At 60.1% G+C, this 21,687-nt stretch carries 20 protein-coding genes and 2 pseudogenes; 5 read left to right on the top strand and 17 right to left on the bottom strand.

Features of this window, described 5'->3' with window-relative positions:
- Positions 1–20: 20 nt before the first annotated feature.
- The 8 genes and pseudogenes from ACSBP4_RS06660 to tnpA form a co-directional block, all read right to left on the bottom strand.
- Positions 21–275: pseudogene (locus ACSBP4_RS06660) on the bottom strand (RNA-guided endonuclease TnpB family protein); the annotation flags it as partial.
- Positions 276–408: 133 nt separating this feature from the next.
- Positions 409–1,044 (bottom strand): IS6 family transposase, encoded by a 636-nt coding sequence (locus tag ACSBP4_RS06655; protein WP_435551706.1) that lies wholly within the window; start codon positions 1,042–1,044, stop codon positions 409–411.
- 373 nt (positions 1,045–1,417) lie between these two features.
- Positions 1,418–1,657, bottom strand: a complete 240-nt coding sequence (locus tag ACSBP4_RS06650; protein ID WP_435551705.1) for a hypothetical protein — start codon at positions 1,655–1,657, stop codon at positions 1,418–1,420.
- A gap of 505 nt (positions 1,658–2,162) precedes the next feature.
- Entirely contained in the window at positions 2,163–2,699 is a 537-nt protein-coding gene (locus ACSBP4_RS06645; RefSeq protein WP_373633582.1) for a hypothetical protein, read from the bottom strand.
- 106 nt (positions 2,700–2,805) lie between these two features.
- Entirely contained in the window at positions 2,806–3,423 is a 618-nt protein-coding gene (locus tag ACSBP4_RS06640) for a hypothetical protein (protein WP_435551704.1), read from the bottom strand.
- 330 nt (positions 3,424–3,753) lie between these two features.
- Complete coding sequence (locus tag ACSBP4_RS06635) at positions 3,754–4,998, bottom strand: inorganic phosphate transporter (RefSeq protein WP_049905436.1); 1,245 nt, start codon at positions 4,996–4,998, stop codon at positions 3,754–3,756.
- A 117-nt stretch (positions 4,999–5,115) separates the two neighbouring features.
- Positions 5,116–6,123 (bottom strand): DMT family transporter, encoded by a 1,008-nt coding sequence (locus tag ACSBP4_RS06630; protein WP_049905435.1) that lies wholly within the window; start codon positions 6,121–6,123, stop codon positions 5,116–5,118.
- A 707-nt stretch (positions 6,124–6,830) separates the two neighbouring features.
- A complete protein-coding gene (gene tnpA / locus ACSBP4_RS06625; RefSeq protein ID WP_049967156.1) occupies positions 6,831–7,229 on the bottom strand; it encodes an IS200/IS605 family transposase in 399 nt (132 codons plus the stop codon).
- 53 nt (positions 7,230–7,282) lie between these two features.
- Here tnpA and ACSBP4_RS06620 point away from each other — a divergent pair, with 53 nt between their 5' ends.
- Positions 7,283–7,438 carry a DUF2080 family transposase-associated protein gene (locus ACSBP4_RS06620; protein WP_084158357.1) on the top strand — a complete coding sequence of 52 codons (156 nt, stop codon included), beginning with the start codon at positions 7,283–7,285 and terminating at the stop codon, positions 7,436–7,438.
- Complete coding sequence (locus ACSBP4_RS06615; protein ID WP_049967065.1) at positions 7,435–8,715, top strand: RNA-guided endonuclease TnpB family protein; 1,281 nt, start codon at positions 7,435–7,437, stop codon at positions 8,713–8,715. Before ACSBP4_RS06620 ends, ACSBP4_RS06615 begins: the two co-directional genes overlap by 4 nt.
- Before the next feature lie 297 nt (positions 8,716–9,012).
- On the opposite strand, the gene ACSBP4_RS06610 is transcribed toward ACSBP4_RS06615, so the two are convergent.
- Entirely contained in the window at positions 9,013–9,438 is a 426-nt protein-coding gene (locus ACSBP4_RS06610) for a universal stress protein (RefSeq protein WP_049967064.1), read from the bottom strand.
- A 432-nt stretch (positions 9,439–9,870) separates the two neighbouring features.
- Here ACSBP4_RS06610 and ACSBP4_RS06605 point away from each other — a divergent pair, with 432 nt between their 5' ends.
- Positions 9,871–10,515, top strand: a complete 645-nt coding sequence (locus tag ACSBP4_RS06605; protein WP_435551703.1) for an SOUL family heme-binding protein — start codon at positions 9,871–9,873, stop codon at positions 10,513–10,515.
- Positions 10,516–10,541: 26 nt separating this feature from the next.
- Here ACSBP4_RS06605 and ACSBP4_RS06600 read toward each other — a convergent pair whose 3' ends face one another.
- The gene (locus ACSBP4_RS06600; protein WP_435551702.1) at positions 10,542–12,980 is read right to left on the bottom strand and encodes a heavy metal translocating P-type ATPase; all 2,439 of its coding nucleotides are present in this window, start codon (positions 12,978–12,980) and stop codon (positions 10,542–10,544) included.
- A gap of 565 nt (positions 12,981–13,545) precedes the next feature.
- On the opposite strand from ACSBP4_RS06600, the pseudogene ACSBP4_RS06595 reads away from it, so the two are divergent.
- Positions 13,546–14,179 (top strand): annotated as a pseudogene (locus tag ACSBP4_RS06595) (IS6 family transposase).
- A 44-nt stretch (positions 14,180–14,223) separates the two neighbouring features.
- On the opposite strand, the gene ACSBP4_RS06590 reads toward ACSBP4_RS06595, so the two are convergent.
- The 3 genes from ACSBP4_RS06590 to ACSBP4_RS06580 form a co-directional block, all read right to left on the bottom strand.
- Positions 14,224–14,775, bottom strand: coding sequence for a hypothetical protein (locus tag ACSBP4_RS06590; protein WP_435551701.1), 552 nt, complete (start codon positions 14,773–14,775; stop codon positions 14,224–14,226).
- Between the two features lie 9 nt (positions 14,776–14,784).
- Positions 14,785–15,369 (bottom strand): LURP-one-related/scramblase family protein, encoded by a 585-nt coding sequence (locus ACSBP4_RS06585; RefSeq protein WP_435551700.1) that lies wholly within the window; start codon positions 15,367–15,369, stop codon positions 14,785–14,787.
- 221 nt (positions 15,370–15,590) lie between these two features.
- Positions 15,591–15,854 (bottom strand): HalOD1 output domain-containing protein, encoded by a 264-nt coding sequence (locus ACSBP4_RS06580; protein ID WP_233274390.1) that lies wholly within the window; start codon positions 15,852–15,854, stop codon positions 15,591–15,593.
- A 1,218-nt stretch (positions 15,855–17,072) separates the two neighbouring features.
- On the opposite strand from ACSBP4_RS06580, the gene ACSBP4_RS06575 reads away from it, so the two are divergent.
- Positions 17,073–17,261 carry a TM2 domain-containing protein gene (locus tag ACSBP4_RS06575; protein ID WP_233274389.1) on the top strand — a complete coding sequence of 63 codons (189 nt, stop codon included), beginning with the start codon at positions 17,073–17,075 and terminating at the stop codon, positions 17,259–17,261.
- Between the two features lie 107 nt (positions 17,262–17,368).
- On the opposite strand, the gene ACSBP4_RS06570 is transcribed toward ACSBP4_RS06575, so the two are convergent.
- From ACSBP4_RS06570 to ACSBP4_RS06555, 4 genes are all read right to left on the bottom strand, one after another.
- Positions 17,369–19,030 carry an ATP-binding protein gene (locus ACSBP4_RS06570; RefSeq protein WP_435551699.1) on the bottom strand — a complete coding sequence of 554 codons (1,662 nt, stop codon included), beginning with the start codon at positions 19,028–19,030 and terminating at the stop codon, positions 17,369–17,371.
- A 119-nt stretch (positions 19,031–19,149) separates the two neighbouring features.
- Entirely contained in the window at positions 19,150–19,962 is an 813-nt protein-coding gene (locus tag ACSBP4_RS06565) for an ABC transporter permease (RefSeq protein ID WP_435551698.1), read from the bottom strand.
- Positions 19,959–20,768, bottom strand: a complete 810-nt coding sequence (locus ACSBP4_RS06560) for an ABC transporter permease (protein ID WP_435551697.1) — start codon at positions 20,766–20,768, stop codon at positions 19,959–19,961. The genes ACSBP4_RS06565 and ACSBP4_RS06560 overlap by 4 nt, the downstream gene beginning before the upstream one ends.
- The gene (locus tag ACSBP4_RS06555) at positions 20,765–21,679 is read right to left on the bottom strand and encodes an ABC transporter ATP-binding protein (protein ID WP_373633567.1); all 915 of its coding nucleotides are present in this window, start codon (positions 21,677–21,679) and stop codon (positions 20,765–20,767) included. Before ACSBP4_RS06555 ends, ACSBP4_RS06560 begins: the two co-directional genes overlap by 4 nt.
- Positions 21,680–21,687 lie beyond the last annotated feature (8 nt).

Raw genomic sequence — 21,687 nt, 5'->3', positions numbered from 1 at the left:
GTAGCGTGAGACCTCCGGTCTCACGGACCATGCGAACGGGCGCTTCGCGCCCGTGAGCAGATGGGGGTTCCTGCTTCAACGACGCGCTTTGCAGGAACCGAAGTGGTTCCCGTAGGGAGCGCAGTCTCCACAGGCGTTCGAAAATCGTGAAGCGATTTTCGCAGCCCATCAGAATCGCCGTGCGATTCTGAGGACGTTGATTCGGAGCGTCCGGCTCCTACTTGCTTGATACCGCGAGAAAGAATGTTCCACGCTGCATTCCAATCCCTGTTCGCGGCACCGTCTAGTTAGCGTGGTTTGAGAAGTGAGCAGGTCGTAGAGTTGGTATAGAATGATACTCACAGACCTGCTCAGCGAGAGCTATGCGGCGGAATTTGATGAATGTTGGGAGCGTGAGCGGGGTCGTGTTTAGTTTGTAGCATTGTGACAGACTGCGAAGGCTTGGAGCCAGGATTCAGCTGTTGACGGTTTTGTGTGACTAAAGCAGTTTGAGAACGAAGAGGTGCGGCGTTTTATTTCTCGAAAGACACGTTCAGCAGCGTTCCGATTTCCATGTTTTTCGTATCGAAATCGGAGCCCAGATCGACGGAGTGCAGTCTGGAGATGTTTTGCTCCATCGACGAGAAACACAGCGTTCTCGACGTCGTGTTTCTCGGTCAGTTCCTGTAAAAATAGCTCTGTAAGAGCGGTCGTAGTTGTCGAAAATAGCCGTATATGGAGCAGTTCGTTCGATTTGGGAGCGACAGCAGCATACAGCCAGTACTGTTGATTGTCGATCCGAATCACCGTCTCGTCGAGCGCAACGTGATTCGGTGACGCATCAGTGGCGGGCAGTAGATCACACTTGTGTATCCAATCGTGAACGGCCTTTCGCGATCGGTGGACACCGAACTTGTCCAATTCTCGAACGGTATTCGAAAGCAATAATTCGGACAGATGGAGCCGAATACCCAACTCCATCAGTTGACGCGGTGTCCGCTCACGCTCCACAAAATCCAAATCAATCCAGCCGCTACTACCGCTGAAGCGCGCGATTTCTGCCATGAACCAGCTGGAAATCAGCACGCCTCACTTTTCACGCTTAACTAAACACTACCCCGCTCGTTCTCCCGAGATTCTTCTAAATCCGCCGCATAGCTCTCTGATCAGGTCTGTGAGCATCTTGGTCGATTAACTCAACGACCTGCTCACTTCTCAAACTGGCTCAACTAGGCAGTTCCAATCCGACCGTTCGTAGGGATTCTGTTTACGCGGAAACGGAACGCGTCGGACAGGGGGTTCCAAGCGGTGTTCTCAGCCCACGAGGAGCGGGCCAGCCGCGGCGGCAGAGACTGACTGAGCGGTGGCCGGAGTACCGGGACGCCATCTGCGCCCTCAACGGACTGGACCGGAGGAGAGGTTGACGATCAGGGAACTGTCACGGACGCGGCGTCGCGTCCGGGCCGTACTCCAGGTCCCAGTCGTCGAAATGCGCTCGGAACTCCTCGCGCCTGCGTTCGATTTCCTCGTCACTGAACTCCTCTTCCGCTTTCGTCAGTTCCTCGTCGTAGGTGAGTTCGACGGTCGCGTAGCTGGTCACGTCATCACTCTCGATGATCCAGCCCGGCAGACAGTCGCTCTCGACAGTGAAATAGTACTCGTACCCCTCGCCACCCATACACGCTACGTTGTATGCTTCGCCAGATAACTCTTCGAACTTCGTCTCGAATTCGGCTACTGACCGGGTCGGACCGACGTCGGCGGTCGTCTCGGTCGGGAAACGGGAGAACGAGACGCCAAACGTCACGTGCGACCATCGATACCGAGCGTCGAACGGGAGACATGGGTGCCCACAGTGCATCAGTACGACATCGGGGTATCGCTCGTCACTCGGGTCGTACATCCGACACACGATCCACGACTGGAGAACCTCGAACTCGTCGATGATGAATGGTCTCGGCTCGATGTTGCCCATATGAAACAATCAATCCGACTATTCTTAGAGATTCTGTTCACGCCGAAAAGGAATGCATCGGACAGAGAGAATAAGTGACTTCCTCAACTCGCAAGGGGCGGGCCAGCCGCGGCGGCAGAGACCGACTGTGCGGGCGGCCGGAGCCGCGGGACGCCACCCGCGCCCTCAACGGACTGGACCGGAGGGGAGGTTGACGATCAAGGATCCGTCACGGACGCGGCGTCGCGTCCGGGCCGTACTCCAAGTCCCAGTCGTCGAAGAGCGCCCGGAACTCCTCGCGCTTGCGTTCGATCTCCTCGTCACTGAGCCGTTGTTTGGATTTCGTCAATTCCTCGTCGTAGGTGAGTTCGACGGTGGCGTACCCGGTCACCTCGTCGCTCTCTGCGACCCAGGACGGGAGGCACTCGCTCTCGAGGCTGAGGTCGTACTCGTATCCCTCCGCGCCCATACACGCTGCAGCGTAGTGCTTGTCGGACTGTCGTTCGAACGTCGTTTCGAACTCCGTCACGGACCGAGCGGGCCCGATGTCGATACCGACGCCAGTCGGCTCGCGTGATATCGAGAAGTCGAGCGTCACATGAGAACTCTGGTAGCGGGCGTCGAACGGGAGACACGGGTGACCGCAACTGTGCAGGAGGACGTCTGGATACCGCTCGTCACCCGGATCGTACATCACACACTCCATCCACGTCTGGATGAACTCAAAACGGTCGACGATGAACGTCTTAGACTCGATGTTGCCCATACAGGGGGGTTAGATCGGTCGGTAGTATAAATGCTGTCCGAGGTGAAAACGAAAATTGAGCTGGGAACGGCCCTATCTATTCAGTCCGGTGGAGGAACCGGCGTCCTCAGCCTGCGAGGAGCGGGCCAGCCGCGGCGGCAGAGACCGACTGTGCGGGCGGCCGGAGCCGCGGGACGCCACCCGCGCCCTCCACCCAGTCGCCCGGATCCGTCGACTTGCCATCGTCGTACTCCACCGACAGGTCCTCGTCTTGGACCACGAACGTGACCGCCCCGCCGGACTCGTGCTCGCTCGTGATGTAGAAGTTAGGCGTGTCGCTGACTTCGTCGACGTTGGCCACCGCCTCTGAGGTCGGATGCTGCTTCGAATAGTTTGCTGGCACGACGACGTGTTCCGGCGGACCCATACCGCTGATCCAGCTGGGACTGTTCATATTCGGCCACTCAGTAGTCGGTGCGGCGCCGTGGTGTTGGAGCGTGAGAACGTCTACGTCGCCATCCGCCTTCACGTTGGACGGGTCACGAGCGTCGCTCGCGATGTGGAAGCGTTTCTCCTGGGCCTCGACGGTCAGGGCGACCAATTCGGCGTCCGCATCACTTTCGACGGGCGCGTCCGGGTGAACCACCTCAACGTCAACGCTCGAGTCGGGCTCGAGCCGGTCGCCATTACCTGATGTGACGCTTGAGTGGAACCCCAACTCGCCAGCCGAGTCGGCATCCTCCAACGCGCTCTCGAGGTCATCCGCGGTCTTCGAGTCGGCTTTCGTGTTCCAGTAGACCTCCTCTACGTCGAGGACGATGACGTCGGCGGCCCGGTCGGTCTCCGAGGACTGTAGGACGTATCCTCAAGCAGACCCGATTCGACTGAGGGCCGGACTGGGGCTAACGGCGGCTGATATCACAATCGACGGGACGGTCGAGGGCACTGGGCCGTGCCGGTGAAATCCCCGTTGCGGCTAGCGACGAACTGACATAGAGTCCGAATACCGACTCGTTCGACACCCCACTGGACCGGCTCCGTTCCATGTGGTGGACGGTGTCTCGGTGAGTGCCACTCACAGCAGGAACACGAACACCGGGTACGAGGTGGCAATCGCCAGTGCCGGCGTCAACACCCACATCGTGACGATGCGCTTGGCCGCGCTCGGATCGAAGAGGCTCCGCTCGTCGAGATCAGCCGGTCCTTCCGCGCCGACATCCGGTACGTCTGGGACGTCCGCTGGTTTCTCTGCCGGCTTCTCCTGGCGAGCGATGTCCCCGATGGTCGGGCCAGCAGGAGCCTCCTCGGCGCGGGAGGTGACCAATGCCCCTGTTGCGACGTCTACTTCCGGCCGCTCGGGTGTTGGGATTGCCAACTCCACCAGTGTCGCCGCCCGACTCGCTCGACCCCATCCGAGCCCAATAATCGTCGATGTCGTACTCACCGCGAGACTCGCGGGAATCCCGAAATAGGAGAGGATCGTGATCACTGTCCCACCGACGACGGAAACGATCAGTGATGCGAGGATCGGTAGTTCCGTAATATCGTCCCCGACCGTCTCCAGCGTGCGACGGGCGATAGTAAAACTGCCCAACCCGAAGGCTGCCACCGCAAGCAGGACGCCCTGATTGACAGTGAGCGATCCCCCCGAACCGACGAGGGGAGCCACTGCGTTCGCCGCGTTCGACGCCCCCGCCGAGAACGCCATATAACAGGCGATGACGACCACCGAGAGTGACCCGACGATGTCCTGTGGTGATGCGTTCTTATTTAAATACGGACGTGGAACTGTCCCCGACCGGTCAAGCTGGACGAAATGGAGATCGAATTTCGTAAACGCGATGTAACGGTCGAGATACGGGTAGATGTAGCGTCCGACTACGGCCCCGATGAGGAAACACGACAGGGGTGCGACGATCCACGCCGAGACGATAACGAACATCAGCGCCCGATTGAGAGTGTCGGATGCGAGACCCAATCCGACGATCGCCCCGACAGCCGTCATCGAGGTCGAAGCTGGAACGCCATAGAGATTGGACACGAACAACGACGCGCCCGTGAAAAACAGGACGGCGACGCTTGCAGCGGGCGTGAACTGGGTTGCCGGCACGATACTGCTACTCATCGTCGCGATGACGTTCCGACCGACGGTCCACGCACCGATAAAGCCGAAGGCGACGAACAACGCGCCAGCGGTCGTCTTTCGGACCAAGCGCGAGCCCACTGCCGGACCGAACGCCACGCCCGTTGATGACCCTCCGATGTTGAACCCGACGAATATCGCGACACCGATACCGACGACAGTTAGCAGCATAACCATCGTATCTGAGTCAACATTATCTGACTACCTTATATAAGCCCTGACGCCGGAACCGCGTTGCTGCTTTTTGTCTACTTCGTTAGTTCAGCGGGTCTCGAGCGGACTACTAAACAGCGGTCAATCGCCTGGTTGCAGTGAGGTCTGGGAGTCGGTTTCCGTCTTGTACACGTTCCCTTGGATACGGACTTCATCGCGTTCGAGCAACCGATCGTGGTCAGCCGTGTTCGAAGTGGCCCGGGTCAGCCGCCAGAGCGGCCGGATGTTACAAAGCGCGAATCCGACGACGATGAGCGCGAATCCGGCGACGGTCGCCATCGTGATTCCCTCCCCGAGCAGGGCTGCGCCGAAGACCGTCGCGACGATCGGTGTTGCGTAGTTGATGAGGCTAATGTTCGTTGCGCCGGTTCTCTCTAGCAACGTGAAATACAGGAGGAAGCCGCCCGCTGTCGCGAAGACCCCGAGGTATGTGAGCGCAGCGGCTGCCGACGGCGTCCACGTTACGTTTCGGAGCGTTGCTCCAGAATAAGCGTACGCCGTCACGTGGAGGAACACTGCACCGGTACCCATCGCCCACGCATGGAGTGCCATCGTTGGGAGGTCTGCCGACCAGCGTTCGGTCAGGACGGAGCCGAGCGCGAAGACGACTGCGGACGCCAAGAGAAGCCCGATGCCGAGGAGCTGTCCATCAACGGACCCACCGGCAATTGCAATCGCGATTACGCCGGCGAGTCCAGCACAGAGCCCGACGACATCCGTGACGTAGATCCGTTCCGTCGAGAGGACTCGAATGGCGATGATCGGCGTGATAATCGGTGTGAAACTGAGGACGATCGCAGCGACACCGCTCGTGACGTAGCTCTGGCCGATGAACGAGAACGCGAAGTGCGCTCCGATGACGAGGATGCCGTTCGAGAGGATAAGAGCGAGGTCGGCTTTCGTCCGGGGACGCCACCGAAGCCGGCCGAGTAGCACCGCGCCGACAAAAATGACCGCAGCAATATCTAGTCGGGCCGCTGCGAAGAGAAGCGGTGGGAGCGTTTCGAGTCCGACCTCGATCGCTGTGAACGCCGTTCCCCAGACGAGTGCAAGCACACCGAACAACAGCACGTCTTCTGTCTTTGTCATGTTATCATTGCATAGTATGTCATTGCTTCAAAGTCGATGTAGTCTCTATAAGCGGCTCAACTAAACAATTTGCGGGGAGAGAGATAACACGACTCAATGACTGTCTCCCCCTTGGTAATCATTATCTAGACATGCGGATCGGTACGAATGAGCGGCAATGAAATCCCCTATCATCAACTAAATTTAAATTAGCTCCTATGAGGTTACTGGTTGATTCACTGAGGAAAAAGTCGACGAACGGGGTTCCCCACCATCCATCGCATGCAATAGCAGATCTACCAGCGGAAGAACAGTTCCCGGACCAACGAGAATGCAGAGAAAAATCGACTGTGTGGGACGAACACCGATCTCGGCCAGTCGATTACCAATCTAATCACAGTTTCGACATGATTTCGGAACTGGAGTAGCAGTGGTTCCCTCGCTCTTTGATAGTCATGTCACGAGTACACACACGGTATGGAATCGGACCAATACGGTAGTATTTCTGGGATTTGCCTCTTCTTCATCCGGGATATCGCCTTGCTTGCCCACTGATCCGGTTGCGACGATGCTTGCCATCGTTGCCCTCATGATGCTGTCCACCATGGTTGCCAGCATGGTCGTTTGGCTACTCGTGTACTGGTGGGCCAAACCATGACGGAAGTTCTACACAAAAGACAGGCCGAGTGCCTCGGGGCTTGACCCCGAGGGTGAAGGCGTAAGCTCAGCTAAACGTGTTCCGTTCGCTCAATATACTGTTCAATCGTCTCGCTCGACACTGTGCCTGCCGTCCCAACGTAGTACGACTCTTCCCAAAACCCACCACCCCACAAATACTGTTCCAGAAACGGTTCGTGTTGCTCCCACATCTCTCGCGCTGTGATGCTCTTGACCGTTCGCACAATCTTGCTCGGTGCGTGTTTCGGATGCGTGGACAGGAACACGTGTACGTGGTCAGGAGATATATGCAACGATTGTAGGTCATAGCCGTACTCATCACATACCTTCTGGAAACACTCGTCCAACGAATCCTCAATTGGCTCCAGTATCGCGTGGCGGTACTTCGGACACCACACGAAGTGATAGTTGACGTTGTACACCGTGTGATTTGACCGTTTCTCCCCCATATTGGACATACCACACCGACACACTTAGGTATATCTAATGGATATACTCAGGTATGACGAATCGATTTGAAATCGACGGCGAAGAAGTTCTCGACGGAGAGGTCAAACCGTTCGGGAACAGTGCCCACGTCACCGTCCCAAAACGCTGGCGTGGCGCAGACGTGAAAGTCGTTCGTACCTCAGAACCCACCGAACAAGTCGAAGAATGACAACCGAAGAGCCGACTCTCGTGAAGACTCTGGATTTCCAACTCGACATCCAGAGTGACAACGAGAGTCTGCTCAAAGACGCCACCCTCGAAGCCCGCTGGGTGTACAATGAAACCATCCGCCTTGCCAAAGAAGGTGTGGACTGGGACGATATTTCTCCTCGCCTCGAAGACGAGGCCGACCTCATCAAGAACACAACTCAACGCATCGTCGCCAAAGCCTTGGAAGCGATGGAGAATTACTACGACTACGACGACTACAACATTCCCAGCCACACCAAAGATGGCGCGTACCCACTTCGAGCCAACTACGAAGAAGGCTACAACCTGTCGCTCACCGATGATGGTGAAGTGGCGTTTCGCATCAGCGCGAAACCCTACAACCACGTCAAAGGCATCCTCAAAGGTAGTGACGCCCACCTTGATTTGCTCAAGAACGCACTGACGAGCGATGAGTGGAAAGTCACGACCAGTGAAGCCCTGTGGCGCGGGGGAGAACCTGAACTTCACGTCAATATTCGCAACACCGAACGTACTGTGCGAGACAAGCAGGACTCTCGGACGGTTATCGGCGTCGATGTGAACGAGGACAACATAGCTCTCACTTCACTTTCCGAGGATGGCGTCGAGGATACGTTGGTTATCGACTTCCCCGAAATCAAGTTCGAGCGCCACCGCTATTTCACGATGCGGAAGCGCGTGCAGAACGCGGGGAAGAGCAGCATCCACGACACGCTGGAAGGGCGTGAGGAACGGTTCGTCCGCGACCGACTCCACAAAGTGAGCCGTCATATCGTGGAGTGGAGTCAGCAGTTTGAGAAGCCGTGCATCGTCTTTGAAGACCTCAAAGAGATGCGCGACAGTATCGACTACGGCACGCGGATGAACCGACGCTTGCACTACCTCCCGTTCCGCGCTCTCCAGTTCTATACGTCGTACAAGGCTGCGTTCGAGGGAATCCCCTCGGAATCGATTGACCCGTACAAGACGAGCCAACGGTGCCCGTTGTGTGGGCACGCTGAACGGGCGAATCGGCGGAAGAAGCGATTCAAGTGCAAGTCTTGTGATCATCAAGACCACAGCGACCGTAGTGCAAGCGTCAATATCGCCGTGAAAGGCATCGAGAAGTATATGGATTGGAATGTGCCTGCTCTCAACAGCCTTCCCGTTGTTCGGAAGGTGCGACGGCAGGCATCGGGGCTTGTGGACAGCCCGACCGTGACCCACCCGACCGTTCGAGGCTACCCTGCCGATGGTCAGGTGGAAGTATCTGATTAAACCACGGGAAGAAGCCTCGGGGCTTGACCCCGAGGCGGTTCACTGCGTCACGCCACGAAGGTAGTACTTGGAGCGGTGGCTTCGTCACGAGGGGCTCGGATACTGGTGGACCCAATCCGGGACACGGACCGCCGGAGCGTGTGATCTCGGACCGAACGTGGGTATGCCTCTGACAGAGTGCGGTGTCTTCGCCTCCTCTCGTCCCGCACTCAAAGTAGATGTCGGGATTCCCTCATATGTGACTTTCGCATTCTATACAATATAGTGCAATTTTAGAACAGGCAGACGATTCGGCAGCTATCGTGCTATGAGAACGGGCACCGGTGATCGGCGAGCGACCCTCTCCGCGATGCTTCCGAGCAGGATGCGCGACAGTCTCTCCTGACTGTGGCTTCCGATGACTATCAGGTCGACCGATTCTCCTTCGGCCTGTGCGACGATACGGTGATCGGGCTCACCCGTGACGACGTTCGTTTCGAGACCGCGACCGCGCTCGGTTGCGATTTCAGTCGCGGACTCGAGGACGTCATCCGCGTATTCCTGCGCTCGCTCAGTAACGGGTAGTTGCAGTTCGGGACCGACGATTTGTGCCCAGCGTCCGTTCGGGACTTCGATGACATACAGCGCTATGACCGTTGCCTCCGGAAACTCGTCGAAGGCCAACTCGAGTGCGTCTGTTGCCCGTGGTGATCCGTCGTATGGGACGAGGATTCGATCGGCCATACCGAACGGAGTCGTCCTTTCGGTATATACCCATCACCCGGGTTCGAAGGGCGGAAGAGCGGCGGTAAGGGAGCGAGGGGCCCCTCGGCTTCCCAAACACTCACTTCCCCCTCGTCGGACGCTGTGAGTCACCTCTCCGAAACCGAAGTCGGCTCGTCCGAGACGGTAGCGATCCGTACGAGTCTATCGATGCGCATCGGGTTGCCGATAGGTTCGGTAACTCGAGTGACGAGTCCGGTAGTTGGGAAGCCACCGCCAACGGCAGTGACCTCCTCGGACGATCGTCTCGAGGGTTGTATATCCGAGCGAACCGTCGTCGTCCCGCATCGGGTACACGGCGTCACGTCGAGACGGTCGGCGCGATCGACGACCGATGTGAAATGCCTCGAAGCTACCCCATGGGACTATTGACCGGTACGGTGTACGGGTCCTATGCGATCGGCACGAAAGGCGCTACTCGGTATCGGCGGCCTGCTCGTCTTGTGGATCGGGTGGGGCGTGTACGTCGATCGAACGACCGAACGCGTCCCGTCGGAAACGCTGGACCGCTTCGACGGCGTTGAGATCCGTCGCTATCCCAGGACGATTGTCGCCGAAACGACGGCAGGGGATGCGCGGACGGCGTTCGGACGTCTCTTTCGCTACATCTCGGGCGCGAACGCGCGCCGCGAGGAGTTGTCGATGACCGCGCCGGTGGCGGTCCGCGGTACCGCGATTCCGATGACCGCGCCCGTGCGAACGGGGTCCGACGGGGGTGACGTGATGATGGCGTTCTACCTCCCGCAGACGTACACGTCCGAAACCGCGCCGACGCCGACCGATGCCGACGTTCGACTCGTCGTCGAACCGCCGCGGACGGTCGCAGTCCGCCGGTTCTCGTGGTACGCAACGGACGAGCGCGTCCGTCGGGAACGGGAGCGGCTCCGTGAGGAACTCACACGACGAGATCTCGAGACGGACGGCGAGCCGGCGTTGCTCCAGTACAACGATCCGTGGACGCCGCCGTTTATGCGAACGAACGAGATCGAAGTCCCCGTTGCGGACGTTCCGGACGACCGCTACAGCGACCATAGCTAAACGGTAACACAGGAGTAGGCCGGAACTCAGGCGGTATCCTCGTCGGACAGTAGTGGACGAGTCGAATTCACGACGACCAGCAGACTGCTCCCGCCCATCGCAAGCGCTGCAAAGAGCGGGTTCAACAGACCGAGCATGGCAAGCGGGATCGCGATGGCGTTGTAGCAAAACGCCCACGCGATATTGCCTTTCACACGGCGATTCGTCGCTCGAGCGAGTTCGAAGACCGTCCCGACGGACGCGAGGTCGTCATCGACGAGGGCGACGTCAGCGGCGTCAGCGGCCATCGCAGTCCCACCGCCTAGAGCGATGCCGAGATCGGCCGCGGCCAGCGCCGGTGCGTCGTTGGTTCCATCGCCGACCATCACCGTCCGTCCCGTCTCGTTGAATCGCGTGACGGTCTCGGCCTTTCCTTCCGGCGGAACGCCCGCAAACACGTCGTCGACGGCAGCGTGATCCCGAAACTGCTGTGCCGCTCGGGCGTCGTCGCCGGTGAGGACGATGACGTCCTTCCCGTCGTCCGAGATCGATGCCACCGTCTCGTCCCAGTTCGGTCGCAACTCGTCACCGACGACGACGACGCCCGCAGCGGTCCCGTTGCGACCGACGGCGACCGGAATCCGCCCGGTTTCACGGCTGTTCGCAATTCGATCGGTGATGTTCGCGGGAACGTCCCAGTCGTGATCGCGGAACAGGTCTGGGTGGCCGACGATGATCTCGTCTCCGTCGACGATACCCGCGACGCCGTTCCGATAGCTCTCGAAGGAATCGACGCGATCGGCCGGTGAATCGGCGTCCGACCCGGACTCGACCGATCCACCGTCGGGCACCGGTCGCACGGCGGCGATCGCTTCACCGACCGGATGTGACGAGCGCTGCTCGAGAAGTGCCGCTTTCTCGAGCAACGCCGTCTCGAGGTCGGTCTCGGTGACGGTCATTTCACCCGTCGTCAGTGTGCCGGTCTTGTCGAAGATGACGGTCTCCGCGTCGCGGATTCGCTCGAAGATGCTATCGTCGAAGACGACGATCGAGCGTTCCAACGCGTCGCGGACCCCTGCGGCGACTGCGAGCGGCGTCGCCAGCCCGAGCGCACAGGGACAGGAAACGATCAACACCGTGAGCCCGACGAGAAGGGCGGAAACGCCGTTCCCGAGAAGGAGATTCACGCCCGTAACGACGACTGCGAGAGCGAGAACGACCGGCACGAAGATCGTCGCCAGTTTGTCCGCGAGTTTCTGAATCCCATGAGAGCCGCTTTGCAGGTCCCAGACGAGTTCGGTGATCCGATCGAGGCTACTCGTCGCCTCCGCTCCGACGCGGACGGTCACCGCGCCGTCCGTCACCATCGAGCCGCCGACGACGGTATCGCCCGCGGTCTTCCGAGCGGGAAGGGACTCACCGGTGACGACCGCCTCGTCGACGGCTGCGTCACCGTCGACGACCGTCCCGTCGACGGGGACTCGTTCCCCGGACCGGACCAACACGCGATCATCGACCTCGAGGTCCTCGACTGCGACCGCTTCTGCCTCACCGTCTTCGCGAACGCGACGGGCTTCGTTGACCTGGATGGAGGTCAGGTCGGAGAGGCGCTCGGTCGCCTCCTGCTTGATCGACGATTCGTAATAGTTGCCGACCGTGACGATAACGATTATCGCGACGGTCACGTCGTAGTAGATGTGTTCGCCACCGAACACGATCGAGAGCGTACTGTAGAGGTACGCGCTCACGGCCGCGATCGCGACGAGGAGATCCATGTTCGGCGACCGCGTTTTCACGCTGACGTACGCCCCCTGGAGGATCGGCTTGCCAGTCACGCCCAGGATGATCGTCGTGAGCGCCGCGATGACGACGTAGAATGGCGTGGCGACGGAACTCGCGAGCGCGCTTTCGAAAAACTCCGTGACCCGATCGCCGTAAAACAGGCCGCCGAAGTACGTCGGGTAGATGATGACGAGGTACTGCAACATGACGGACATTCCCATGAGGACGCCGACTGCGATTCGCCCCATCTCCCAGTTATTCGCTCTCCGACGGCTGAACGTATCGTCACGGGCGTAGGCGCTATAGCCGAGTCCGCTGATCTCCGCTTGGAGGTCGGCCGCCGAGACGCGGTCCGGATCGTGATCGATTCGAACCGTGTCGGTCACGTAACTCGAGCTGGCGTCACTGACGCCGTCGATCGTCGTCGCAGCCGATTCGATAAACGCCTCGCAGGTCGCACAGTGCATCCCGTCGACTTCTAGAAACGTCGCGTCGTGATCCGACGGGACCTCGCGATCTGACTGTGAATCGTCTCGAGCGCGGCGGACGTCGTCGGCGTCGATGTCGTCGACGTCCCCGAGGGTGACGTAGACATCTCGACAGCCAGTACAGCAGAACCGATTGCCGTCCGCTACGATGTCACTCCCACTGACGGGGAGATCACAGAGTGTACAGCTGGGTTCTGACGGAGAGGTGTCGGACATTCGTTAGTCACTAGTAGCCGTTGCCGCGATTTGTTGTGTGTCGATTCCTCCGTAGAACGATCGTTTCGAGTGTCGCATCCGCGGTCTTCTCACCTCGTGCGCCAGCAGGACGTCCTCGAGCGCGACGACCGCGACTCCACGTAATCGGTGTACTCGCCGGCACCGACTGCCATCACTGGCATCGATCACGGCACGCGAGATGTACGTTCCGATACAGTACACTCCCGCGAGAAACAACGCCACGGCACTGCCAAAGCGTGGAACCTGGTACATGTCGATCAGTTCGGACTGTGATATCGGCCGAGCTAGTCGCTTGGAAGGGTAATGTATTTCGTCTCCTCTCCCGGGAGCTATCGAACCAACACCCTGTTGCACAACTCCTTGTTTGGGCCACGTAGTGCGGTCGGCCACCCGCTCAGAAATTCCGTCCCCAACGGACGGAACACTCTTCCGCTTCCGTTGGCTGCCGAAAGTCGCTACTCGAGAGGCGAAATACTCAATCGCGGCGATAGTGGCCGTGTTTCGTTAAGCGTGAAAAGTGAGGCAGCACGATTTTCTGGTGCCTATGCTAAAAATCGACCGGCTCAGCGGGTGTAGCGACTGGATCGATTTGAGTTTTGTGGAGCGAGAACGGACACCGCGTCAACTACTGGAACTCGGTATTCGACTTCACCTTGCTGGATTATCGCTTTCGAATACAATTCAAGGACTCGAAAGGTCCGGGTCGAACGATCGCGAAAGGCCGTTCATGATTGGGTGTAGAAAGCCGATCTACAGCCAGCAGCTGACGCGACTCCGAATCACGTTGCGCTCGACGAGACCGTGATTCAAATCGATGATCACCGGTATTGGCTGTACGCTGCAGTCGATCCTGAAACGAACAGAATTCTCCATATGCGGCCGTTCTCGACGACTACGACCGCGTTGACTGAACGATTTCTGCAAGAACTCACGGAGAAACACGATGTCGAAGACGCCGTGTTTCTCGTCGATGGCGCCCAGCATCTCCAGACAGCACTCCGTCGACACGGACTCCGATTTCGATACGAAAAGCACGGAAATCGGAATGCGTCGAACGTCTATTTAGGGATATAAAACGCCGTACCTCTTCGTTCTCAAACTGTTTCAGCCATGCTACCCCATCAACCGCAGAATCATGGCTTCAAGCCTTCGCCGTCTGGAAGAATGCTACAAACTAAACACGAGCCGTAAGTCTAGGAACGCTTTTATATAGCGGTTCGCGTTACGCCAGATCGGAGAGGCTCTCGCCGACGCGGAAGCCGATCGGTTCGCCAACCTCCTCGGAACCGAGTGCGACACCGAGTAACTGCTCGTCGGGATCGCTAATCGTCACCGTTTCGCTCGCCCGCGATCGTCCGTCTATTTCGGTGTCAGTCAGTTCGACGGTCACTTCGTACGAGCCGGCATCACCCCACACGTCGTCGTACACTGCGACGGACTGTTCGTCGTCTCCGGAGGCCGACCCTTCGTTGTCGTTCCCCGACTCCGACGGAGCGAGGTCGAACGTCTCGTCGAGAACCGTTTCACCGGCGGGGTCGCCGACGGCGATGGAACCGGCGACTCGTCGGTCGGTTTCGTTGAACACGTTGACCTGTTCGAGCAACCGGTCTCCGATGAAGTCCATTGCGGTCGTACAGCCGGCTACCGCCGTCAGTAGCGCCGTTGCGCTCGCAGCGAGAGCCGCCCGTCTGGTGTGGGTGCCGTCCCGAGGCGTCCGTTCCCGACTGCGATCTCGGCGGCGAATGCCGTCACTCGAGGCGTCGTTCCGTTCCATGGTTCGAACTCAGTGCCCCTCGATCGCGTCGATGACCATCGCGGCGGCCACGACTGGGACCCGCGGCACGGAACTGGCGTCGTCGATCTCGATGTCGTACCGATCTTTCATCGAGAGCTGCCCCGAGATCGAACCCACGTGGCCGCCGTCGGCGTCGGTGATTTCGTAGTGGTGTGGGATCAGGTTCCCCAAGAGCCCTGTCCGGAACAGACCGACGAACTTCCGAGACGTGATCGCCGCCAGCTCGGCGTCGGTTTCGGGGTCACGGATCGTCCAGGTCGCTCCCATGATCTGCTCGAGGAGCGAGTACTCGTGGTCGAGAACGACGACGTCCTCGCCGCTCCGAGCGTCCGTGAGAACGTACTGACCCTCGTAGTCCCGGATCTGCTGTGCCGTCACGGTGAACACGTCGTCGCCGTCCGCATCGACGAACGGGAACTCCTCTTTGAGTTTGAACGTCTTTTGCTTCCCCTCGAGGACCGTGTTACCGCGGTCGTCAAGGGCCCTGTACTCGTTCCGTATCAGGTTCTGTTCGACGGTGTACTGGTCGGCCGAGAGGTCGAGCCCCTTGATATCGTAGTTCGACGCCTCCATGGACAGTCCCTGTGGCCACGGAAGCAAGAACCCAGTTGCGGTGTCTCTCGCTCCGAAACAGTTCCGTTTCTGTCCCAGCGACGCTGTCTGCCGTCACCGTCGTTCCTCGTGCGCGGTCGCAAGCGTTCGGCTCTGCTGAAACCCATTTATTAGGCACTGTTCTCGATGAAATAGCCGTTACGTAGGGCTGCGAACTGATTGTGAAGCTAGTGCCGGAAATCTCAGTTAAAGCAGATTTGTAAGGTCTTTCCCTCGATTTGGATCTTATAGGAACCAATGGTGAATGAAACCGAGACGAGACTCCCCTCATTCAGGAGTGTATCAAGCGCTTCCGGATCGACAGTATCGTGCAGGGTCCAGCCCTTTTCTACCGAGAGAGCGATTGGATCAACGTTTTCTATGGCTGCGATAGCCTCCACAATTGCTTGACTCGGTGCGGTATTCGACCAGTCATACTGATTCTGGATCGACTCTGAATAATTCACTATGTAGGCTACTAGCTCTGTATGGGATTATAGCTGTTGTAAGAAACCGAGTGAATTCGCTTTCATCCTGTATGATGTGATTGGCGTATTCCCTGTACTTACCGCTGATTCACGCGCTCCTGTCCGACTCTGGTCCAATTCTCGGATCTCGTCCTTTCGGTACCTCCGTCTTCGAACTGAGCGCAGAACTTTTTGTGGAATCAACGGAATACGAGACCGAGATGGATACCAGCCGTTCCAACCATGGTCTCTCGGCGTATTTTCTGTTTCTTCTTGGTGCAGTTTTCATTGGGCCGCTCGAAGCTGTACTGGGGTTGGCGCTTTACTGGCTCCTCGGAAGCCAGGAAGAGTCACCACAGACTGAATCGCATTTTCAGCATTGACATCCTCCTCCGCGTGAACGCGGAGGAATCCCGAGCGGTGGGAGTTTCAGGTCTGCAGTCCAGTCACCGGACTACCAGTCCTTTCGGGCGCGGGTAGTCCCACAACGTCGGACTGGTGGACTGCTGGCGGTGCCAAACCGCCGTTACCCCTATCCTCAACCGTGTACGGCGTCCCAGTGTTGTTTTTGCCACGGGGACGCCGGCAGGCGTCAGCAGAGTCGGGGGTATCGTGATGCTCGCTTTGAGCAGTCGGCACGGACACACTCTTCTGGAATGTGCGTTCACCGACTGCCCTTTCCGGACACTGCCTCGTTACGTGGGCGGACAGGCCGCCTCCGAAGGACGGTTCGGAATCCGCTCCGTTCCGACCGATTCCTGCTCCTCAGTAGGGCGGTCTGTCACTTAAACGTCACTGTGGAAAACTCACGGCGGGCGTTTGAACGGTGGGACGTTTCCCAGAGTGACGACGCGTATCCACGGCCTGAAGGGCGTGGTATTGCGCCTGTTCAGCCTATAAATTTCATTCTTAGCCTGTAATAAGGAGGTGAGGGATTTTCACCTCCTCATGGGTTCTAACAAATCTGATGCTTCGAAACCCACCGGTGTTTCCCGGGCTGAGACACTGGCTCGGGGCCTATTTGATTCCCGTCCCATTGTTCGAACATGGAGGTGAGAAAAACGAGGATAGCGAGCATCGTTGCGGTCACGACCGCACTCGGATACGCGCTCTATCGGCGCCGCTCGATCGATTCCTCTGATAGCCATGGCGACGAATAGGTCCCCCGCTGACGACGACAGCCGACAGGTACAGCCACTCGCAGACAAGTCCACACCCGTGGCAATCCTGTTAGCGTTCGTCCTCTCTCCGGCCGCGTACTACTACGTCGGCCGGACGAAGCTAGCAGTGATCAACTTCCTCACGCTGAATTACCTGTTGCTGGGTATCGTCATCGTTCCGCTGCACGTGTACAAGATTATCAGTGACGCCGAAGCCGAACGAGGTGACCAGACGACAGTCCAGTGAGGAAGGCGATCCCGCTCGCCAGACCCCTGTCGCTCCGCAATACCGGAGCGATAGCTACCGCCAGTTGACACGCCATCCGTCCGCCGACACTCGTCTTTTCAGTCCGATCACGACGTATATTCGGTGTCGTATAGACGAACAGTCACAACGCTCCCCGTCGGCTCGTTTTCACGGAAAGAGAGGTCCCCGCCCAGTTGCGTGACGGCCCAGTTGACGAACCAGAGTCCGATACCGCTCCCGTGTTCGAGTTGCGTCTCCGTTCCGTTATCCAGTATTTTTCGCTCTCGAGCCGGAATCCCCGGTCCGTCGTCCGCGACGACGAGTTCGGCGGTACCGTCGGGACTCGCTCGAGCCGTGATCTCGATCCGGGGCGAGCGGTCCGCGTGCGTGATCGCGTTATCGACGAGTTCCGACAGCACGCGCCGGACGACGGATCGATGCGACGAGACGAGTATCTCGCCGGGACAGGACAACGAAATTTCACACGGGCGGTTGGCAGTTCGGTACTCCTCGACGACTTCCCGTGCGACGGCAGCGAGATCGACCGGCTCAGGCGACCCCGCGCTGGCGGTCATCACGTCCTCGGCCGCCCGGGCCTTGCTGCTGAGTTCGACGAGGTCGGTCGCACTGTCACGAATTCCGTCCCGCACGTCTTCGTCATCGATACGGTCGGCGTACGCGAGAACGACGTCCAGTTCGTTCCGAACGTTGTGCCGGAGGACGCGATTGAGTACAGCCAGTCGCTGTTCGCGCGTCTGGCGGTCGGTCACGTCACGTAACAGTACGGTTCTCGCAACCGGACCGGCCCCGCCATCGGTATCGGCTTCGGCGTCGTCGACCGCCGAGACGCTGAACTGGAACCGTCGGCGTCCCTTCGTCGTCTGGAGCGGGATCGTTCCCGTCGCACCCGCAGAGAGGTCGGTCCCCTCGAGCCCGGTGGTGATCGAACGGAGCGGGTCACCGATCATCGATTGCGGGGACTGACCGAACAACTCCGCAGTCGTCGCGTTCGCGTCGAGGACGTGGTCCTCCCAGTCGAGTACGATGACCGCCTCCTGGAGCGCCTCGACGACGCGAGTTCGGGCGACGTACTCCGCCTTGGGAAAGCCGGTCATCACCGGATACTGCCGCACTGCGACTGTGAGCAGCCCGCCGGAGACGAGGAGGCCAACCGTGACACCGTCCGCAACGGGGCCGCTACTCCCGCTCCCGCCGGCGAGATACGGCGCCGCGATCGCGGCGATCACGATCGCGACCTGCCACCTCGAGATGCGGGCGTGGTTCCACCCGTGGCCGACCAGGAGATAGGTGCCGTACGTGAACAGTCCTAGCAACAGCATGATCTCCGTCCCGATAAACGATGCGAGCAGTTGCTCGCCGACGGTGGTCGGGGGCCGAACGGCGACGACGAGAGCGCTCAGCGCAACCGGGACCGCCATGCCGAGAAACATGGCGATGCGCCGCCGCGTGAGGCCGGTTCCCCGACCGGTGTAGCTGAGCGCGTACACGACCCAGACGCCCGGAACGACGATCCCGACGCCGAACTGGCCGATGTCAATGATCGTCGCCAGCGCCGGAACCGCCGACGTCCCCGGCAGTTCCGCCAGTACCGAGAGGCCCCCGAGAACCGTCAGGAGTGTCAGTATGAGGATAAACGGGGGTGCGCTGGGCCGGTCCCGTGACTGGACGGCGAGCCAGAGCGTCCAGCCAAGCAGCGCGACCGCTGTGACGTCGAGAGCGACGGCCGCGGACGTCTCGACGAGTGACATCGGTTCCTCTCTCGCAGTGTTGACAGTGGGATGTAATGAACGCGGTGGTCTCGGCCGACCAAGAGAGCAGCCGTCCGATGGCTCTCACCGCCGGCAGCGGAGAGAAACGGGCCGATCGTTCACAAATCACCGCGCTCGAACTGACGGGAGCCGACCAGCAGCGGTACCGCGATCCAGGCGACGAGTACCGCCAGTGCGGCCCACCAGTCGACGAACGCCGGCGTCCCGTTCCCGACGTACCGGTTCGCCCGCTCGACCTCGAATCCCACCGAGAGGAGGCGAGCGTACGCTTCGCCGGGTTCGACTAACTGGAGGAACAGCACCCAGTCGGGCAGGCCTAGACTCGTGTCGAACCGGTGAAGCACCGTCACGGCGATCGACGTAAGGGTTCGCCAGAGGACCACCAGGAGGAGGTAGCCACCGACTGCACCGTAGGTGATCCGGCGATCCGTCGTAGTCGACGCCGAAAGTGCGACGGCGATCGCGACGAACGACGCGCCGTAGAGGGCAGTGGCGAACAGGAACCACGGATACGCGATCGCACCGGCTTTCCCGTACCGCAGCGCCGCGTACAGTCCGGCGATCGACAGTCCGAAGAGTGTCGGTCCCAGCAACGTAACCGTCCGACCGACCGCCGTTCCCACGAGCAACTCCCGACGGGACTGCGGCAGGGACAGCGAAAGCAAGAGGCTCCCGTCAGTCCGGTCGTCGGAAATCGACCGATAGCCGAGTAAGAGCCCGAGTATCGGCAGGACCCCGTCGACGAGTCCGATCGAACCCGTGACGAACCCCGCGAACGTCCCATCGTCTACGGTAGCGTACGCGACGGCGTAGCCGCCGAACAGGATCGATAGCAGTCCGAGCAGTAGCCAGAGCGTTCGGGCGCGGCGGGCGTCGTGGATATCCTTGCGTGCGACGGTCCGCCAACTCATGACAGATCACTGCCGGCAAAGCGGCTGTAGGTCACCGTCAAGGGCCCGAACAGCCACAGGCCGAAGACGGCCAGTGCGACCCACTCGCCGAGATACCACGGACCGTCGACGCTCGTACTCGGATCGAAAAAGCCCGCAGTGACCCGCTGGAAGACGGCCCCGGGCTCGAGGCCGAAGACGAACTGGACGGGGTCGGGAAGGCTCCCATCGACGAGTCCGGCCCTGTCGAGTCCGTACTGGAGCCCGTCGGCGATGGCGTCCCAGACCAGGACGAACAGGAAGAAGAGCCCGAACGCGACCACGAACGCGCGCTGTTTGGTCGCGGTCGAGAGCGACGCGGCGATTCCGAGATTTGTCCAGATCGCCCCGAAAGCGACGGTCGTCACGACGAAGCCGCAGAACTGCACGACCTCGAGTCGGCCGAAAGGATACACGACGAGTCCGGCACCGAGGACCATCGCGACGAGGACGACGCCGCTTACCAGCCCGACGCGGCTCAGGACTTTCCCGAGAACGAAGTCGCCACGTCCGTGCGGCAGCGACAGCGAGAGCAACAGCGAGCCGGACTCGCGTTCGCTCACGACCGCGTCGTGGCCCAGCAAGACGCCGGTCAGGGGAACGACGGTCGCGAGCCAGCCGTCGACGAACCCGGAAAAGCGGGCGGTCGTAATCGGGTCGGACCCAAACACGGGATAGAGATACGCGGCCGCGAGAATCGTGACGGCCGGGAGTACAAGCACCAGTCGCGTCGACCGCGGTGCCGAAGCGAGCGCGGCGTCCGTTCGGGCGATGACCCGCCAGTTCATTCCCGACTGCCCCCCGTGTACGCGAGGAACATCTCCTCCAGGGAGGCCTCCTCGGTCCGGAAGTTCATCACGTCCGCACCGCGGCGCTGGAGTTCGACCACGACGTCCATCTTCGCGTCGTTCGTACACGTGACCTCGAGCGTCGTCCCGTCGCTGACGGTCACCGTCTCGACGCCGTCGACGCCGCGGACCGCCTCGGTCGTCGCGTCGTCCAGTTCGCCGACGTCGATCAGGAGCTTGGTCCCGCCGCCGATCGACTGTCGAAGCCCGTCGATCGTATCGACGGCAACCAGTTCGCCGTCCTGCAAGATGCCGACGCGGTCGCAGATCGCCTCGACCTGCTCGAGGATGTGACTCGAGAAAAAGACCGCAGCGCCGCGGTCGCGTTCCTCGCGGAGGATCGATCGGATCTCGGCGGCTCCGCTCGGGTCCAGCCCCGTCGTCGGCTCGTCGAGGAGCAGGAGATCGGGCTCGCCGACGAGCGCCATTCCCAGAACGAGGCGCTGTTTCATGCCCTTGGAGTAGTCGCTTGCCGGCCGGTCGGCCGCCGCCGAAATCCCGACGCGCTCGAGGACCTCGGCGGGGTCGTCGTCGGCGTCTTTCGACCGGACGACGTACGCGACGTGTTGGCGACCGGTGAGTCGGTCGAACACCGAGTAGCCGTCGGGGAGGACGCCGACGCGCTCGCGCGCCGAGACGCCGTCGGCCTGACAGTCGCGACCGAACAGTTCGGCCGAGCCGTCGGTCGGCCGAGCGAAATCCAGCAGGACGTTGATGAACGTCGATTTGCCGGCACCGTTCGGGCCGAGGAACCCGAATATTTCCCCTTCCTCGACCGAAAGGGAGACGCGATCCAGTGCCGTGACCGTTCCGTATCGTTTCGATACCCCGTTCGCGGTGATCGCTGCCATAGTCGCGG

The organism is Natrinema sp. CGMCC1.2065 (assembly GCF_051225675.1).
GTDB lineage: Archaea > Halobacteriota > Halobacteria > Halobacteriales > Natrialbaceae > Natrinema > Natrinema thermotolerans.
The sequence above is the reverse complement of the archived record's forward strand: the minus strand, read 5'-3'. Positions and strand labels throughout refer to the sequence as shown.